Here is a 17,852-nt window from a genome sequence, read left to right on the forward strand (position 1 = left end):
GAGTAAAGTGCTGCGTACCTTCAACTATCATCACCCTGTGTTCAATACCGAATCTCTCAACGCCCAGCGCCGCAGAGAGGAAGTCAACGGGCAAAGTCAAACCTGGTTTTGCGGCGCTTACTGGTACAACGGATTCCACGAGGACGGTGTACGCAGCGCCCTGGATGTAGTTCGCGGTATCGAAGCCCTCGCGCAGACGACACGAGGAGCCGCCTAATGACAGACGCGTTGCGCAGTGCACTGCTGGTGGGGGATGTGAGACATCGGCGTTTTTCGCCCATCTCGCACAGTCTCAATTATCCGCTCTTTATGCCGTGCATCGATTTGGATGAGCTAGAGGCGCTGGAGAGCAGAGTCTGGGCATTTGGTACACGCTGGTGGCACTGGGCGAGATTCAAACGCAGTGACTATGTTGGCGAGGGCAGTCTCAAGGTCGCGGTGCAAGACAAGGTCGAAGCGCTGACGGGTGTTACCCTGCGAGGCCGCGTTGAAGCCGTCCTCCATCTTAGGTACCTCGGGATTTACTTCAGCCCGGTCAATTTTTACTACCTTTATGATGAACAAGGGCAATGGCGCTACTTATTGGCAGAGGTCTCCAACACGCCTTGGAACGAGCGCCATTACTATGCGGTGGATGCCAATGATGCCAGCACTTGGCGTCACAATAAGGCTTTTCATGTGTCACCGTTTAACCCAATTAAACAGACTTACGTATGGCGCCTCAAACCGCTCACTGAGTCTCTGTTTGTCCATCTTGAATGTCATAGTAATGCGGAGGAGACAACGCGAACCAAAGTGTTTGATGCCACGATGGCGATGCGCAAACAGCCTCTTACCTCCACTCAACTCGCTAAGCGATTGATCGCAACGCCGATTATGGCAGTAAAAGTGGTGATAGGTATTTATTGGCACGCGTTGAAACTGTGGGTGAAAGGGGCGCCTTTTTATTCCCATCCCGGTTCCCAAGAACCCGGCTACCAAGACAAAGAGACCAACAGCTAGCCAAGGCGTATAGCCATCTAAAACCCTAGCACCTAAAACAAAGACAAATGTACGCACAAAACAGAGTCCGCCGGACATGTTGCAAGGAGCAAAGAGAACAATGAATTCGCAAGTAATGCCCATACCAAGAGCGCTGACCACTGTGCAAAAAACGGCGCGTAATCTCGCCTTTTCGACTCTGTCCCATCTGCAGGTCGGGACACTGACCATACGAGAAGTGTTTAGTGACAGTGATGGCAGTCAAAGACAAGAGACGTTTGGTCAGCATCACGGATCCAATCAGCACTTAGATAATGGACCCCATGCCATTGTTGAAGTTAAGCACCCCGGCTTTTACGCGCGTCTACTCAAGGGGGGCAGCATTGCAGCAGGTGAAGCCTATATGGATGGCTGGTGGGACAGCCCGAATCTGACCCAAGTGATGGAATTGATGGCGAAGAACTTATCCGCGTTGGATGCCTTGGAAAGTCGCAGCAGCTTACTCTCTAAAATCCTCTATAAGCTCGGCCATTGGTTAAATCGCAATACGGTTGAGAAGGCGCAGAAGAACATTGAAGCGCACTATGATTTGAGCAACGAGTTATATCAAACCTTCCTCGATAAAGAGATGCTCTACTCTTCGGCGCTGTTTACTGACCCAAGTGACTCATTAGAACAAGCGCAGATCAATAAGATGGAGAGACTCTGTCAGGAATTGCAGCTCAACGAGCAAGACCGAGTGATTGAAATCGGCACGGGTTGGGGCGCGATGGCCATCTACATGGCGACGACCTACGGGTGCCATGTGACCACAACCACTATCTCTGAGCAACAATATCAATACGCCGCGAGCCGGATAGAAGCACTTGGCTTGCAGGATAATATTACTTTGCTCAAGCAAGATTATCGTCTGCTTGAGGGGGAGTTCGATAAATTGGTATCTATCGAGATGATAGAGGCCGTCGGTAAACAGTATCTGCGCTCTTATATCGAGAAGTGTCAGTCTCTACTGCGCCCGGGTGGATTGATGGCCATTCAAGCGATCACCATTGCCGATCAGCGCTATGACTATTACAGCGACAATGTGGATTTTATCCAGAAATACATCTTCCCGGGAGGATTTCTGCCATCCATCACGGCCTTGACACAAACCACCACCAAACACAGTGACTTGGTGCTGCGAAACCTATTCGATATTGGTCAGGACTACGCGCAAACGCTCAACCACTGGCATCGACGCTTTAATGGTTCGCTGGCGCGCGTCAAACACTTAGGGTTTGATGAGCGTTTTATTCGCATGTGGAACTACTACTTCTGCTATTGCGAAGGGGGCTTTAAAGCCAAGAGCATCAGCACCGTTCATATGACATTTCAGCGACCATAACTGATGATTCGTTTACTGCTGATATCGAGCTGGTTTCAAGCGCTTTGGCTGCTCGCAGTATTAGGCAATGAGGCGTGGCAATGGTGGTTGGTTGCGCTGGTGGTGGCGACTTATGCGGTCACCATAGGGGTGTCAGCTAAGCCGTTGCCTTTGAGTTTTGTTGGTATCGTTTTCGCTGTTGGTATTGGCATCGACAGTGTCAATATGCTTGCGGGGGTACTGCGGTTCGAGTACGCGATGCATTCAACTTGGTTGATACCGATTTGGCTATCGGCGCTTTGGGCGATATTCATCTGGTACAGCACTTTTTTGTTGCCCTTGGTGAATACATACCCCAGTTGGATCGTAACAGTGATAGGAGGGCTCTCGGGCGCTTTGAGTTATTGGGCGGGAGAGCGGCTTGGTGCGGTTGAATTCGGCTATTCTCCCACACTCAGTTTACTGATTCTTTTTGGTCAGTGGATGGTGGTGATAGGTTTGATGTTAAGGATATACGGCAATGAAAAAGGTCATGACATTCCTGATTAGCGTGCTGTGCTTGTCTCAATACGCGCACGCCTCCATTTCAGCGGGACACGTTTCAGGGGGAGATAATGAACAGACGCAGAACGCGCTATGGTCACACTGGCCGGTGGTCGGTCAGGCGCAGCTCTCCATGCTCTTTTTTGATATTTACCAGTCGGAGTTACGCGCGCCCAATGGTCAATACCGGGAAAGTGACGACGTGACGCCTCATCCACTCGCGCTCTCCATTACTTATCAGCGTAACATCAGTCAAGGTCAGTTACTCAATGCCACGATGGAGCAGTGGCAAAAACTCGGCTACAGAGAAGAGGTTGCACAAGGTTGGTTGACTCGTTTGGCCGAGGTTTTCCCCAATATCGAACAGGGGCACAACTTAACCTATGTGACCAACGGTCAAGTGGGTGAGTTTTATTATACGCGTCAGTCGGATACGCAGCGCATTGGCATTATCGACGATGAAGCCTTTAATGATGCGTTTGTCTCAATATGGCTTTCCCCCAACACTGACTACCCAAGATTGCGTCAACAACTGATAGGAAAGCAGCGATGATATCTCGTTTAGGTGCTCGTTTCGCGGCGATACTTTTGAGTGTCGTATTAGTGGGGTGTAGCGCCGATATTGATGACTACCAAACTAGCAGTCCAGCTTTTGACTTGTTCGACTATTTTCAAGGCGAAACCCACGCGTGGGGTATGGTGCAAGACTATACAGATAAACAGACTCGGCGTTTTTTCGTCACTATTGACGGAAACGTAGAGGGTGACACGTTAACGCTGGTGGAAGATTTTCGTTTTGATGATGGCGAGTTGAGTCAGCGCATCTGGACGATAACACGCAGTGACGCTGGTCGCTACACCGGAAAAGCCGATGACATCATCGGTACCGCCCGCGGAAGAGAAGTCGGCAATGCGCTGCAATGGCAATATGATTTTGAACTGCAATTGGATGACGGCAGTGTGTCGGTCAGTTTTGATGATTGGCTATATCGACAAGATGAACGGCACGTGTTCAACCTGACCAAGATAAAGAAATGGGGGATGGAAGTGGGGCAAATCACGCTCTTTTTCCAAAAGCAGTAGGCGCCTTAAACAGTCCTCATCTCTAAGCGAGGCTCACATAACCTGAAATGAAAACGCCACAAATGAAAAAGACTTTGCCGAGGCAAAGTCTTTTGATTGTTGCTGCGAGAACGCTCGCTTACAGCTTGTCAGTCAGCTCGATGGCTTGACCAATGTAGTTCGCAGGTGTCATCTCTTTCAGACGCGCTTTTTCGTGCTCTGGAAGCTCTAGACCGTCGATGAAATGACGCATTGCTTCACCATCAACTCGCTTACCACGAGTGAGCTCTTTTAGCTTCTCGTATGGCTTCTCAATACCGTAACGACGCATAACGGTTTGCACAGGCTCCGCAAGCACTTCCCAGTTTTTGTCTAGCTCAGCAAGCAGGGCTTCACGGTTCACTTCCAGTTTGCTGATGCCTTTTAGGGTCGACGTGTACGCAATGATTGCGTAACCCACACCCACACCAAGGTTACGTAGCACGGTAGAGTCCGTTAGGTCACGTTGCCAACGAGAGATAGGCAGTTTTTGTGCTAGGTGGCCAAATACCGCGTTTGATAAACCTAGGTTGCCTTCTGAGTTTTCAAAGTCGATTGGGTTCACCTTGTGTGGCATGGTTGAAGAACCAATTTCACCAGCAATGGTTTTTTGCTTGAAGTGACCCAGTGCGATGTAACCCCAAACGTCACGATCGAAATCGATAAGGATGGTGTTGAAACGTGCGATGGCATCAAACAGTTCTGCGATGTAATCGTGCGGTTCGATCTGCGTCGTGTATGGGTTCCACGTTACGCCAAGAGATTGCGTAATGAACTCTTCAGAGAACTGGTGCCAATCAAGCTCAGGGTAGGCGGAAAGATGCGCGTTGTAGTTACCCACTGCGCCGTTGATTTTCGCGAGAATCTCAACATTTTCGATCTGCTTGTATTGACGTTCCATACGGTACGCCACGTTCGCCATCTCTTTACCCATAGTGGTCGGTGATGCTGGTTGACCGTGAGTACGAGAGAGTAGCGGGATGTCGCGGTACTCGACAGCCAGTGCTTTGATCGCATCAATGATATTTTTGATTTCAGGAAGAATCACGCTGTCACGCGCTTCTTTAAGCATAAGAGCGTGAGAAGTGTTGTTGATGTCTTCTGATGTACATGCAAAGTGAATGAATTCGTTCACGGCATGCAGTTCAGGAACGCCAGCGACTTTCTCTTTAAGGAAATACTCAACGGCTTTGACGTCGTGGTTGGTTGTGCGCTCAATCTCTTTGATGCGAGCCGCGTCCTCTTCTGAGAAGTTGGCCGCTAGGTCATCAAGGAACTGGTTCGCTTCTGCACTGAAGGCAGGAACTTCTGCGATGGCATCGGTCGCTGCGAGCTTTTGTAACCAACGAATTTCAACGATAGAGCGGTACTTTAGTAGACCAAACTCACTAAAGATGCTGCGAAGTGCAATTGTCTTGCTACCGTAACGGCCGTCTACGGGTGAAACAGCAGTCAGTGCTGACAGTTCCATGATGTTCTCCTGAATTGGGTTTTAAATCTGGTGAGCTTTATACCAATAACTGTGGCAATTGTCACGAATATTGCGCAAACGTTTGCGCGATTCTTATCCGACAGAGAAAAAATAAGCTCGCCGAGTGGCGAGCCAAGATTCTCTGTGGTGTATCTTACATTCTGGCGAGCAAAATTTGTGCTTGCTCCACCATCTTCTTGCGTCCAAAAATAAGGTGGCGACGTTTGCCGCCCACTTGACGCCATAGCACGGCACTACGAATGCCAGAGAGCAATAAAGCACGCACTTTGTGCTGGTTGCTAGTCTGCTGTAATACGGACGGTGTGCCAGTGACCTGAATACGTGGACCCACCGGGCTGATGACATCCAGGTAGACGCTGGCAAGGTTGCTGATCATCTGCTCGCTGTGTAGGTCAAAGTGCTCGAGTTGGCGCTCCAACATTTGGATGCGATCGCCAAGCTGAGACATCGAGTCGCGGCGGGCGCTGAGTTTACGTTCAAGCGCCATGAGACTGATGATGTAGCGTGTGATTTCGCTGCCTGCTGGCGTGCTATCGATCCCTTTGACTAAACACTCAAGCCCCAGTTTAAGATCGGATTCACGACCATACACCGCCACTGTGTTGCTTGGATTGGTGTTTAAGACCGCTTTTAACGAGGTTTCGAACACGTCATTGTCGCAGTAACCGTTCTTCGCCACTTGTTGAACCAAAGCGACAGCCTGGCAAATACCGGCAAAGGCGATGGTGCGGTCATAGAGTGCATTAGCCACCGAATCGTACTCCTATCAATAAACTGTTGATTACAGACACACTGTCCATTACAGACGCTGTTCGATGATACCGCCACCTAAGCACACATCACCATCATAAAATACCGCAGATTGCCCTGGGGTCACCGCCACCTGAGGCTCATCAAAGGTAACCTTGATGTTCTCATCATCGATAGGTGTGATGGTACAAGGGATGTCGGTTTGGCGATAGCGGGTTTTTACCGTGCATTTGATTGACTCGCGAATCGGTGTGCGATCGACCCAATGTAACTGTGAAGCCACCAAACCCTCAGACTTGAGCAGAGGGTGATCTGCACCTTGCACAGCAATTAACACATTGCGTTTCAGATCTTTGTCTGCCACGTACCAAGGGTCTTCATTACCGCCGCCGCCTTTTTGACCACCAATGTGTAGTCCTTTGCGCTGGCCTAGCGTGTGGTACATCAAACCTTGGTGCTCGCCAATCACTTTGCCTTCCGGTGTTTCGATTTTACCGGGTTGCGCAGGTAGATAGCGAGATAAGAAATCGGTAAATTTGCGCTCACCAATAAAACAGATGCCGGTGGAATCTTTTTTCTTGGCGGTGATCAAATCTTGCTCTTCGGCGATGCGTCGCACTTCCGGCTTTTCAAGCTCGCCAACAGGGAATAGGCTACGCGCTACTTGGTCACTGCTTAGTGTATAAAGGAAGTAGCTTTGATCTTTGTTGCCATCTAATCCACGCAGCATCTTAGGTGCTTCGCCATTGTCAGGGAAGGTGCGGCGCACGTAATGACCCATCGCAATGTAGTCGGCGTCGAGGACTTCGTCGGCGAATTCCAAGAATGCTTTAAATTTGATCTCTTTGTTGCAGAGAATATCCGGGTTCGGCGTGCGGCCCGCTTTGTATTCCGCCAAAAAGTATTCGAATACGTTATCCCAGTACTCGGCAGCAAAGTTAATGGTGTGCAGGTGGATGCCCAACTTGTCACACACCGCTTGCGCGTCGGCGAGATCTTCTGCTGCTGTACAGTATTCTTCGTTGTCGTCTTCTTCCCAGTTCTTCATGAACAAGCCTTCAACCTGATAGCCTTGTTGCTTTAACAGGTAGGCAGAAACGGACGAATCTACACCGCCAGACATACCGACGATGACTTTCTTTTTACTGTTGTCAGTACAGTTTTCAGACATTAGGTCACACCACTCAATTTAACTGGATGCAAATTCTAGCAGAAAGCCGGTAGCGGTGACAGATCCGAGATCGAAATCACACCCATGCTTTTCAGCTTGTTCTCGCTAGGTTGTTATGCAGCCCATAGTTCGACAAATAGAGCCCAAGTTATCTGCTAAACACGGCAATGTACCTCGCGTAAATATCACAACATATCGGTTGATTGCGTTGATGGTCATTACGTCGACAGTTAGCACGGATATCATTGGGTAATGCAGGGTTAGTTGTGGCATAGTGGGCGAAATTCAAGAGTCCTAGGCTCATCTATCTCATTATTAAGTGAACCCCTCATGACTGAACACCAAGACGAACTGCTGCAAGAAACGCAACTTATTGAAGTGATTGAAAACCAACTCCAAGATGGCAACCCCATCAAAGTGAAAGAAACGTTAATGCGTTTGATGATGACGGGCACAGCAAGAGACGAAGCAATTGCCATGATGGCTTGCGCAGTCTCAATCGAAATTTTTGATGTGATGAAAAACGATGGTGAGTTTAATCTTAAACGCTATTCCGAGCACTTGGATTTATTGCCAGATTTGAGTTTTATGGAAGGTGAATAAGCCGCCGCTAATCGTTATCGACGTTGTGCCAGGTTAAATGTGCGAGCAAACGTTTGCTATGCTAGCGGGAGTTGCCGCGCCAATAAGGGCGCGGTAGAATCGCGCCACTTTTTATCCCTTACTTTACTCTGATTATGAAATTTCCCGGCCAACGCAAATCCAAACATTACTTCCCGGTTCATGCTCGCGATCCTTTAGTGACTCAAGCGCAGGACAGCAAGAAAATGTCCCGCACCCACATTATTGGTATCGACCAAACCTTAGTGGATATTGAAGCCAAAGTGTGTAGCACGCTCATCGAAAAATACCAGTTAAGTAAGGGACACTCACTGGTGATTGATGATGCGACGGCCGAAGCGTTATACGACGAACTTAAGCGCGATGATTTGATCACCAATGAATACGCGGGTGGCACGATTGGCAATACCTTGCACAACTATTCTGTGTTGGCGGATGACCGTTCGACGCTGCTTGGTGTCATGAGTCAGGACATCAAGATCGGCAGTTACGGTTATCGTTATTTGTGCAATACCTCCAGTCGAATGGATTTGAATTATCTGCAAGGTGTCGACGGCGCGATTGGACGCTGCTTCGCGCTGATCACCGAAGACGGGGAGCGCACTTTTGCCATTAGTGAAGGGCAGATGAACCAGCTTAAACCAGAGAGCATTCCAGAAAAAATCTTTAAAAATGCTTCTGCACTGGTGCTGACTGCGTATTTGGTGCGCTGCAAAGCGGGCGATCCGATGCCAGAAGCGACCATGCGCGCTATTGAGTACGCGAAAAAGCACGATGTACCGGTCGTTCTCACGTTAGGGACTAAGTTTGTCATCCAAGATGACCCGCAGTTTTGGCAGCAATTTTTGCGCGATCATGTCACCGTTGTAGCGATGAATGAAGATGAGGCGCATGCGCTCACTGGGGAGAGCGACCCGCTTGCGGCATCAGACAAAGCCTTGGAGTGGGTCGATTTGGTGCTGTGTACTGCTGGGCCACTTGGCTTGTTTATGGCCGGTTATACCGAAGACGCGGCCAAACGTGAAACGTCATTGCCTTTGTTGCCAGGTAGTATTGCGGAATTCAATCGTTATGAATTTAGCCGCCCTGCATTAAAAGATAATTGCGATCAAGCGATCAAAGTATATTCCCATATTTCACCATACATGGGTGGTCCGGAGAAAATTAAAAACACCAATGGCGCCGGTGATGCGGCATTGTCTGCGTTATTGCACGATATGGCCGCGAATAAATACCACAAAGAAAATGTGCCCAACTCGAGTAAACACGCGCATGCGTTTTTAACTTACTCTTCCTTTTCACAAGTATGTAAGTATTCCAACCGTGCCAGTTATGAGGTATTGGTTCAGCACTCTCCACGTCTTTCGAAAGGTTTACCAGAGCGAGAAGATAGCTTGGAAGAAGCCTACTGGGAACGATAAACGAAAAAAGCGCCGAAAGGCGCTTTTTTTTGAACTAACTTACATCGAAAGTTAGATCAGGAACTCTTCTAGGCTCTTGCCTGCATCCAATTGCTGTTGAATAGCAGATGGGGTGCGACCCTGACCTGTCCAAGTTTTAGTTTCTCCGCTTGCATCCACGTATTTATATTTTGGTGGACGAGGTGCACGTTTCGATTTTGTTTTGGTTTTTGTTTCACCAGCAAGCGCAGAGTAAAGGGCATCAATATCGATACCTTCTTTAGAAATTTGCTCAGCAATGGCAGCCAGTTTGGCTTCTTGCTCTGCCGCTGCTGCACGCTGCGCTTCTTCCTCTTCTTTACGCTCAGTAAAGACTGTCGTTAATTTGCTTAGGGCGTCTTCCAGTTGCTCAAGAGTCAGTTCACGTGCTGCTGCACGAAGACTACGAATATTTAATAGTGTTTTTGTTAGTTCAGACATAACATCTCTCATTGTTATCTTATTTAAGAGTATTTCTTAAATACTAATCCTGATATTTAAACATTACAATCCATTCTTAGCAGAATGCGATAAATTTATTGTTACTGTCAGCCAAATTTACCTTTCTTTACTTTATTGGAGCGATCATTCGGCTAAGTCTTGTTTTGACGCTCAGATTTAATAATAGAGTTTCATATCTATTATTAAACGTTTCTTATCCTGATGGTACTGTTTAGATAAAAGTCGCCGAAATCAGCATGAGAACGAATTTGCCTAATAGTTGGCATTATAATGTCGATATAGTTCAAATGAACCACCTCAATACGTTTTCTTTTACGATTTCGATCACAGCACATATTTCGACTTGGAGAAAGTGCTATCTATTTGGCATTGCAGTCAACACCGAGTTTTTAATGTCCCGGGCGTTGAACGTCAGCACAGTGTGAATTGTCATCAAATTGAGAGTTGGCTTCCTGTTTGTACCATCGCTAAGCAATAAAAGTGACAACAAAACGAGCCAAATTGTTGAAATGCAGTTTTAGATGGGTACAATGGCGCCACCTAATGCATGACTACAGTAAAACCTTTGTTAATTTGATGTTTCATTGGTTGATTATTTTGGTTGTGCGGTAGAGGAGCGGAATAAAATATTAGCGTTTGTTGGGGTGATGCCAATGAGCATGCGTGAAAGGTTATCTCGCCGAAGTGGGCTTCCATATCAAAGGAGTTCGCTGGGGTTAGTCTCGAAAGGGCTAACACTGCCATAGTCTATAATGTGTAAAACTATGGAGCGCTACTGTAGGGTTGGGTGAAGTGTCTACTTCCCTGTCGCTAAGTTCAACATTATCAACGGCCTCGTGCGGTTGACTAATCTGCAGTAGATCTCTAACCATTTATTACTGGTTTTTGAAGATCATGAATTTAATTGATTTTGCCTCATCTCCTTTATCTCTTTTGCCACCACTCGTGGCGTTGAGTCTTGCGATCATTACGCGTCGCGTTCTTGTGTCTCTCGGTGTGGGTATCGTTTTAGGTGCCGTATTGCTTAACGACTATTCGTTTTCGAGTGCGTCGGGTTATCTTGCGTCAACCGTATCGGGCGTTTTCGTAGAAGACGGTGGCCTCAATACTTGGAACATGAGTATTGTCGGCTTCTTGCTTTTGCTCGGTATGATGACAGCACTGCTGACGCTCTCAGGCGGCACTCGCGCGTTCGCTGAATGGGCGCAGTCTCGTGTGAAAAGTAAACGCGGTTCAAAACTGCTTGCTGCGTTTTTGGGCGTGTTCATTTTTGTCGATGATTACTTTAACAGCTTGGCGGTGGGCGCGATTTCTCGCCCAGTCACGGACCGTTTTTACGTCTCTCGCTCTAAGCTGGCTTATATTCTCGATTCGACCGCTGCCCCTATGTGTGTCTTGATGCCCGCATCAAGCTGGGGTGCCTACATTATGACCATCATTGGTGGCATCTTAGTGTCTCATGGCATCACAGAGTATTCCGCGTTGGGCGCTTACGTGCGTTTGATTCCGATGAACTTCTATGCGGTATTTGCGCTGTTGATGGTGTTTGCTGTGGCTTGGTTTGGTCTCGACATCGGTAAGATGCGCAGCCATGAAATTGCGGCGTCTCAAGGCCGTGGTTTTGACAAAGATGCAGAGAACGACACCAAAGAAGCGCACGAGCTCAATGAAGAGCTGGATATTCGTGAAAGCGAAGGCGGACGCGTCCTTGATTTGGTTTTGCCTATTGTGCTGTTAATCATTGCAACGGTCGCGGCCATGCTTTACACCGGTGGTCAAGCGCTCAAAGCGGATGGCGAAGCGTTTAATCTGCTGGGCGCTTTTGAAAATACCGATGTGGGTTTGTCTTTGATCTACGGTGGTATTGTGGGTTTGGCAACCGCGCTGTTTACGGTGGTTAAGCAACGCATTGCGACCATCGAAATTGCTCGTACACTGTGGATTGGTGCGCGCTCAATGTTTGGTGCGATCCTCATTCTAGTCTTCGCGTGGACCATTGGTAGCGTGATTGGTGACATGAACACGGGTAAATACCTGTCAACGCTGGCGCAAGGTAGCATCAACCCGCATTGGTTGCCGGTTATCCTGTTCTTGCTCTCGGGTCTAATGGCGTTCTCAACCGGTACCTCTTGGGGGACATTCGGTATCATGTTGCCGATTGCGGGTGATATGGCTGGGGCGACAGATATTGCCTTGATGTTGCCAATGCTGAGTGCGGTGCTCGCCGGTTCGGTCTTTGGTGATCACTGCTCACCGATTTCGGATACCACGATCTTGTCTTCGACGGGTGCTCGTTGTAATCATATTGATCACGTCTCGACTCAGTTACCTTATGCGTTATCTGTAGCAGCGATCTCTTGTGTCGGCTTTATCACTCTCGGTATGACAGCGTCGGTCGGTCTCTCATTTGCGGTCGCCAGCGTGGCGTTTGTGGCCGTGTGCGCGGTGCTTTCAATGATGTCTAAGTCGAAGCTAGCGAGCTGTGCGACGTCCTAAAACGATAGACAGTTCGTATCTAACTGACAGATTCTATTGATTATTTTAAGGAGGCTTTGGCCTCCTTTCTTATTTGTATTAGACAAATAAGAAAAAGTTGAAATTAAAGGTTGAAAAGATCCCTGAGCTTGGTTAGTGTGGGTATCAACCAAGCGAGCTAAGAGAGCTTTTTCAGTATGCGCAATTTTGTAATGAACATTCATCATCACCATCACCCAATCTAGTCTTTCGGGAGATGTGCGCATACCCGGGAGATAGGAAACTCCCGGAGGTAAAAATCGCAAATATAATGATTTATGACCCTCGGGAGACAAACCTTCCGAGGGTTTTTTAGTTTTTAAGTCTAAAGTTTTGAAAGATTTCGAACACAGGGATACAAGAGTCATGCAAACACAACGCCTAAGAATCGCCATTCAGAAAAAAGGTCGTCTAAGTAAAGAGAGCCAAGCACTGCTGAAAAAGTGCGGTGTGAAATTTAACGTCATGGGTGAAAAGCTGGTGGTTCACTCAGAGAACATGCCAATCGATTTGCTGCTTGTGCGTGACGACGATATCCCAGGTTTGATCATGGACGGTGTGGTTGATCTTGGTTTCATTGGCGAAAACGAATTGGAAGAAGTCCGCCTAGACCGCAAAGCATTGGGTGAGCCTAGTGAGTTTGTGACATTGCGCCGTCTCGATTTTGGTGGCTGCCGCCTCTCTATTGCGATCGATAAGGATGAAGAGTACAACGGCCCGCAAGATTTGGCCGGTAAGCGTATCGCTACCACCTATCCACAATTGTTAAAAGCCTACATGGATGAGCAAGGCGTACCGTTCTCAACCTGTATGCTGACCGGTTCTGTTGAAGTCGCGCCACGTGCTGGCCTTGCTGATGCCATCGCCGACCTAGTGTCTACCGGCGCTACTTTAGAAGCGAACGGCTTAAAAGAAGCGGAAGTCATCTTCCAATCAAAAGCGACCCTTATTCAGCGCAAAGGTGAGTTCGCACAAGATAAAACCAAACTGATTGATAAGCTATTGACTCGTATGCAAGGCGTTCAGCAAGCGAAAGAGTCGAAATACATCATGCTGCACGCCCCAGCAGACAAACTTGAGCAGATCAAATCGCTCCTTCCTGGCGCAGAAGATCCAACCGTTTTGCCGCTCTCTGCTGATAAACAAAAAGTGGCCGTTCACCTTGTGAGTACCGAAAACTTGTTCTGGGAAACCATGGAACAACTCAAAGAGCTTGGTGCTAGCTCAATCCTAGTACTGCCAATTGAGAAAATGATGGAGTAAGGGCGATGAGAACAGTTGTTTGGCAATCATTGAGTGAATCTCAGCAAGACTCCATTTTAGAGCGCCCTGCCATTACCGAAGGGGCGAATATTACCGCTGCGGTGTCTGAGGTTATCGCACAAGTAAAAACGCAAGGCGATGCTGCTCTATTGGCGTTGACGGAAAAGTATGATCGCGTCAAACCAGAGTCGATTCGAGTCTCAACTCAAGAGATTGAGGCGGCGTCAGAGCGCTTAAGCGAAACCATGAAGCAAGCGCTTGAGCAAGCGTACGCCAATATCGCTAAGTTTCACAAAGCCCAAAAGCCACAGCCTATTAAAGTTGAAACGCAACCTGGTGTTGTGTGTGAACAAGTGACTCGAGCGATTCAGAAAGTCGGTCTTTACATTCCAGGTGGCAGTGCGCCACTGCCATCGACCGTATTAATGCTCGGCGTACCGGCTAAGATTGCGGGTTGTCGTAAAGTGGTACTCTGCTCACCACCGCCGATCGCAGATGAAATCCTCTACGTGGCGAAGCTGTGTGGTATCGATGAAGTTTACAATGTTGGTGGTGGTCAAGCGATTGCTGCGATGGCTTACGGAACAGAAACCGTGGCGAAAGTGGACAAGATTTTCGGCCCTGGTAATGCGTACGTCACAGAAGCTAAGCGCCAAGTGAGCAACGATTTTCGCGGTGCCGCGATCGACATGCCAGCGGGCCCTTCTGAGGTGTTAGTGATCGCTGATGAGACCGCCGACCCAGATTTCATTGCTGCGGATCTCTTGAGCCAAGCTGAGCACGGCCCAGACTCACAAGTGGTGCTGGTCACGCCATCGCCAGTGATTGCCGATCAAGTGACGGATGCCGTTCAGCGTCAGCTCAAAGTACTGTCTCGCGCTTCTATTGCAGAAAAAGCACTGGCGTCGAGTTTGATCATCATTTCTGATTCCATCACTCAGGCGGTTTCTATTTCGAACTACTATGGCCCAGAGCACTTGATCGTACAGACCAAGAACCCACGTGAACTGCTTCCTCTTCTTGATAACGCTGGATCGATTTTCCTTGGTGATTGGTCTCCTGAGTCAGCGGGCGACTATGCGTCGGGCACCAACCACGTTCTGCCTACCTATGGTTACACTCGCACCTATTCAAGTCTAGGATTGGCGGATTTCTCCAAGCGTATGACGGTGCAAGAGCTCTCAGAGGAAGGGATTAAAAATCTTGCGCCGACCGTCGTGACCATGGCGGAAGCAGAAGGACTGGATGCGCACAAACGCGCCGTTACCATTCGTGTAGAAAAATTGGCTCAGAAGCAAGGGTAAGAGATGGAAAAGCTAGCACGCAAACAAGTTCAGCAATTGACCCCTTACCTGTCAGCACGTCGTATTGGCGGCAGTGGCGATGTGTGGCTCAATGCCAACGAGTCGCCGTTCAACAATGAGTATAAGATGGATTTCGCCCGCCTGAATCGCTACAGTGAGTGCCAACCTACTGAGTTGATTAACGCTTACGCCGCTTACGCGGGGGTGAAACCTGAACAAACGCTGACCTCGCGCGGTGCGGATGAGGGTATTGAGCTTCTGATTCGCGCATTTTGTGAGCCGGGCGAAGACGCCATTTTATATTGTCCACCTACCTACGGAATGTACGCTATTTCAGCGGAAACCATTGGTGTGGAGAAAAAAGTGGTGCCGTTGACTCAAGATTGGCAACTGGATCTCAGCGCCATTGAAGCCAACTTAGACAAGGTAAAACTGGTCTTTGTTTGCAGCCCTAACAATCCAACCGGTAATTTGGTTAAGCGTGAAGACATCGTCCGACTGCTTGAGATGACCCAAGACCGCGCTATTGTTGTGATGGATGAAGCTTACATCGATTTTTGTCCAGAAGCATCGACGGTCGATTTACTGGCTCAGTCCCCCAATTTGGCTATTTTGCGCACTTTGTCCAAGGCGTTTGCCCTTGCCGGTCTGCGCTGTGGCTTTACCTTGGCGAATGAGGCGTTGATCAACGTCTTGCTGAAAGTGATCGCGCCATACCCAGTGCCTGTGCCAGTGGCGGAAATTGCCACCCAAGCTCTCTCAGAGGCAGGGCTTGCTAGAGCCAAGTTCCAAGTGCTTGACCTCAATGCCAATCGCGCGTATTTGCAAGCGGGCCTGTCGACCATTGCTGGTTTAACGGTGTTCGAGGGGTGGGGCAACTATCTGTTGGTGAAATTCCCCGATGGTGATGCACTGTTTAAAGCGGCGTGGGACACTGGCATTATTTTGCGCAATTCGCCGATTGAGGATTGCGTTCGCATCAGTATTGGTAGTCGAGATGAGTGCGAGAAGACACTCGGTTTTATCCGTAACTACTATTTATCCGCAACTACTACAGCGCGTGATGACACGCAATAAAGAAACAAATGGGCGCTGGCTGTGGCGGGCGCCTTTAAGATTGAGATAAGGAAGTTCGAGTGAGCACACAACAAAAAATTCTTTTCATTGACCGAGACGGCACCTTAATCGTCGAGCCGCCGGTTGATTTTCAAGTCGATCGTTTAGACAAACTCAAGCTAGAGCCGTATGTGATCCCAAGTTTGCTTGCGCTGCAAGACGCAGGGTATCGCTTGGTGATGGTCACAAACCAAGATGGCCTAGGCACAGACAGCTATCCGCAAGCGGATTTCGATGCGCCGCACGACATGATGATGGAAATCTTCTCCTCTCAGGGTGTGAAGTTTGATGATGTATTGATTTGTCCTCACTTTGAAGAGGACAACTGTTCGTGCCGTAAACCGAAATTGGGTATGGTCAAAGAGTACCTTCAAGGCGGCAAAGTGGATTTCAAGCACTCTGTGGTCATTGGCGATCGCGCGACCGACCTTCAACTGGCGGAAAACATGGCGATTCGCGGCATCCAATACCACCCAGCAACCATGGGGTGGCCGAAAATCTTAAAAGAGCTCACCGTGAATGCTCGCGTTGCTGAAGTGGTGAGAACCACCAAAGAAACCGACATCAAAGTGAAGGTTAATCTCGATGAGCAAGGTGGCAACGCCATCAGCACTGGTCTTGGCTTTTTTGACCACATGCTAGACCAAATTGCGACGCACGGCGGCTTCCAAATGGTATGTCAGGTGGAAGGCGATCTGCACATCGACGATCACCACACCATTGAGGACACTGCACTGGCGTTGGGCCAAGCACTAAAAGAAGCGTTGGGCGATAAACGTGGGATTGGCCGCTTTGGTTTCAGCTTGCCGATGGATGAGTGTCTGGCGCAGTGCGCGTTGGATCTCTCTGGTCGACCTTACTTGAAGTTTGATGCCAAGTTTAGCCGCGATCAGGTCGGCGATTTATCCACTGAAATGGTGGTGCACTTCTTCCGCTCATTGACCGATACATTGGCGTGTACCTTGCACCTCTCTTCAGCCGGCGATAATGATCACCATATCATCGAAAGCTTGTTTAAGTCGTTTGGTCGCACTCTGCGTCAAGCTATTAAAGTGGAAGGCAATGAACTGCCGAGCAGTAAAGGCGTGTTGTAAGGAGAGAGACTATGACAAAGCAAAACGTCGTTATCATCGATACTGGCTGTGCCAACGTCTCATCGGTCAAGTTCGCTATTGAGCGCCTAGGTCAATCCGTGACGATTTCAAAAGATCCTGATGTGGTGCTCGCTGCGGATAAGCTGTTCTTACCCGGTGTTGGCACGGCAAGCGAAGCAATGAAAAACCTTGCTGAGCGTGATTTGATTGATTTGGTGAAACGGGTCGAAAAGCCACTGCTTGGTATCTGTTTAGGTATGCAACTGCTTGGCAAACTCTCCCAAGAGAAAGGCACGCAAGGCGAAAATGCGGTTGAGTGTCTCGGTCTTTGTGATGGCGAAGTACGCTTGATGGAGACGGGTGATCTTCCGCTCCCGCACATGGGGTGGAATACGGTATCGGCCACCCCAGATCACCCACTGTTTAAGGGGATTGAAGAGGGAGAGTATTTCTATTTCGTCCATAGCTTTGCGATGCCTGTCGGCGACTACACCATCGCTCAGTGTGAGTATGGCCAACCCTTTACCGCTGCGGTGCAAAGTGGCAATTACTACGGGGTGCAATTTCACCCAGAGCGCTCATCGAAAGCCGGCTCAAAACTGATTGAAAACTTTTTAGCATTATAGGGACATAACCTT

General features: G+C 48.7%; 17 protein-coding genes, 1 pseudogene, 1 riboswitch and 1 other annotated feature. Of the genes and pseudogenes, 14 read left to right on the plus strand and 4 right to left on the minus strand.

What is annotated here, in order from left to right; translation table 11 throughout:
* From AC6R1A_RS12395 to AC6R1A_RS12420, 6 genes and pseudogenes are all read left to right on the plus strand, one after another.
* Window positions 1-217, plus strand: a pseudogene (locus AC6R1A_RS12395) (FAD-dependent oxidoreductase); the annotation flags it as partial.
* A complete protein-coding gene (locus tag AC6R1A_RS12400) occupies window positions 217-1,002 on the plus strand; it encodes a DUF1365 domain-containing protein (protein WP_500632632.1) in 786 nt (261 codons plus the stop codon). The pseudogene AC6R1A_RS12395 and the gene AC6R1A_RS12400, both read left to right, overlap by 1 nt.
* Before the next feature lie 100 nt (window positions 1,003-1,102).
* Window positions 1,103-2,365, plus strand: a complete 1,263-nt coding sequence (locus tag AC6R1A_RS12405) for a class I SAM-dependent methyltransferase (RefSeq protein ID WP_500632631.1) — start codon at window positions 1,103-1,105, stop codon at window positions 2,363-2,365.
* A 3-nt stretch (window positions 2,366-2,368) separates the two neighbouring features.
* A complete protein-coding gene (locus tag AC6R1A_RS12410) occupies window positions 2,369-2,893 on the plus strand; it encodes a DUF2878 domain-containing protein (protein ID WP_500626915.1) in 525 nt (174 codons plus the stop codon).
* Window positions 2,877-3,440, plus strand: a complete 564-nt coding sequence (locus AC6R1A_RS12415) for a chalcone isomerase family protein (protein ID WP_500632630.1) — start codon at window positions 2,877-2,879, stop codon at window positions 3,438-3,440. Before AC6R1A_RS12410 ends, AC6R1A_RS12415 begins: the two co-directional genes overlap by 17 nt.
* Window positions 3,437-3,970, plus strand: coding sequence for a DUF3833 domain-containing protein (locus tag AC6R1A_RS12420; RefSeq protein WP_500632629.1), 534 nt, complete (start codon window positions 3,437-3,439; stop codon window positions 3,968-3,970). The genes AC6R1A_RS12415 and AC6R1A_RS12420 overlap by 4 nt, the downstream gene beginning before the upstream one ends.
* 118 nt (window positions 3,971-4,088) lie before the next feature.
* Here AC6R1A_RS12420 and purB read toward each other — a convergent pair whose 3' ends face one another.
* From purB to mnmA, 3 genes are all read right to left on the minus strand, one after another.
* On the minus strand, window positions 4,089-5,459 hold the full coding sequence (gene purB, locus AC6R1A_RS12425) for an adenylosuccinate lyase (RefSeq protein ID WP_500632628.1): 1,371 nt from the start codon (window positions 5,457-5,459) through the stop codon (window positions 4,089-4,091).
* A 154-nt stretch (window positions 5,460-5,613) separates the two neighbouring features.
* Window positions 5,614-6,231 (minus strand): high frequency lysogenization protein HflD, encoded by a 618-nt coding sequence (hflD, locus tag AC6R1A_RS12430; RefSeq protein WP_500632627.1) that lies wholly within the window; start codon window positions 6,229-6,231, stop codon window positions 5,614-5,616.
* Window positions 6,232-6,279: 48 nt separating this feature from the next.
* Window positions 6,280-7,401, minus strand: a complete 1,122-nt coding sequence (gene mnmA, locus AC6R1A_RS12435; protein ID WP_500632626.1) for a tRNA 2-thiouridine(34) synthase MnmA — start codon at window positions 7,399-7,401, stop codon at window positions 6,280-6,282.
* 330 nt (window positions 7,402-7,731) lie between these two features.
* Between mnmA and AC6R1A_RS12440 the strand changes: the two genes are divergently transcribed.
* Both AC6R1A_RS12440 and AC6R1A_RS12445 read left to right on the plus strand, forming a co-directional pair.
* A complete protein-coding gene (locus tag AC6R1A_RS12440; protein WP_487902049.1) occupies window positions 7,732-8,004 on the plus strand; it encodes a hypothetical protein in 273 nt (90 codons plus the stop codon).
* 134 nt (window positions 8,005-8,138) lie between these two features.
* Window positions 8,139-9,443: an inosine/guanosine kinase gene (locus tag AC6R1A_RS12445; protein ID WP_500631625.1), complete on the plus strand. Its 1,305-nt coding sequence runs from the start codon at window positions 8,139-8,141 to the stop codon at window positions 9,441-9,443.
* Window positions 9,444-9,494: 51 nt separating this feature from the next.
* On the opposite strand, the gene AC6R1A_RS12450 is transcribed toward AC6R1A_RS12445, so the two are convergent.
* Window positions 9,495-9,902, minus strand: a complete 408-nt coding sequence (locus AC6R1A_RS12450; RefSeq protein WP_334550775.1) for an H-NS family histone-like protein — start codon at window positions 9,900-9,902, stop codon at window positions 9,495-9,497.
* Between the two features lie 622 nt (window positions 9,903-10,524).
* Window positions 10,525-10,706: riboswitch (Lysine riboswitch) on the plus strand.
* Between the two features lie 111 nt (window positions 10,707-10,817).
* On the opposite strand from AC6R1A_RS12450, the gene AC6R1A_RS12455 reads away from it, so the two are divergent.
* From AC6R1A_RS12455 to hisH, 6 genes are all read left to right on the plus strand, one after another.
* Window positions 10,818-12,419 carry a Na+/H+ antiporter NhaC family protein gene (locus AC6R1A_RS12455; protein ID WP_500632625.1) on the plus strand — a complete coding sequence of 534 codons (1,602 nt, stop codon included), beginning with the start codon at window positions 10,818-10,820 and terminating at the stop codon, window positions 12,417-12,419.
* Window positions 12,420-12,618: 199 nt separating this feature from the next.
* Window positions 12,619-12,754 (plus strand) — a sequence feature (His leader region).
* 49 nt (window positions 12,755-12,803) lie between these two features.
* The gene (hisG, locus tag AC6R1A_RS12460; protein WP_500631623.1) at window positions 12,804-13,700 is read left to right on the plus strand and encodes an ATP phosphoribosyltransferase; all 897 of its coding nucleotides are present in this window, start codon (window positions 12,804-12,806) and stop codon (window positions 13,698-13,700) included.
* Window positions 13,701-13,705: 5 nt separating this feature from the next.
* Window positions 13,706-15,004, plus strand: a complete 1,299-nt coding sequence (hisD, locus tag AC6R1A_RS12465; protein WP_500626909.1) for a histidinol dehydrogenase — start codon at window positions 13,706-13,708, stop codon at window positions 15,002-15,004.
* A 3-nt stretch (window positions 15,005-15,007) separates the two neighbouring features.
* A complete protein-coding gene (gene hisC / locus AC6R1A_RS12470; protein WP_500632624.1) occupies window positions 15,008-16,081 on the plus strand; it encodes a histidinol-phosphate transaminase in 1,074 nt (357 codons plus the stop codon).
* Between the two features lie 59 nt (window positions 16,082-16,140).
* The gene (gene hisB / locus AC6R1A_RS12475) at window positions 16,141-17,214 is read left to right on the plus strand and encodes a bifunctional histidinol-phosphatase/imidazoleglycerol-phosphate dehydratase HisB (protein WP_500632623.1); all 1,074 of its coding nucleotides are present in this window, start codon (window positions 16,141-16,143) and stop codon (window positions 17,212-17,214) included.
* 11 nt (window positions 17,215-17,225) lie between these two features.
* The gene (hisH, locus tag AC6R1A_RS12480) at window positions 17,226-17,840 is read left to right on the plus strand and encodes an imidazole glycerol phosphate synthase subunit HisH (RefSeq protein WP_334550767.1); all 615 of its coding nucleotides are present in this window, start codon (window positions 17,226-17,228) and stop codon (window positions 17,838-17,840) included.
* The last annotated feature ends 12 nt before the right edge of the window (window positions 17,841-17,852 follow it).

The organism is Vibrio sp. R10-SG3-ISO3, from assembly GCF_059834225.1.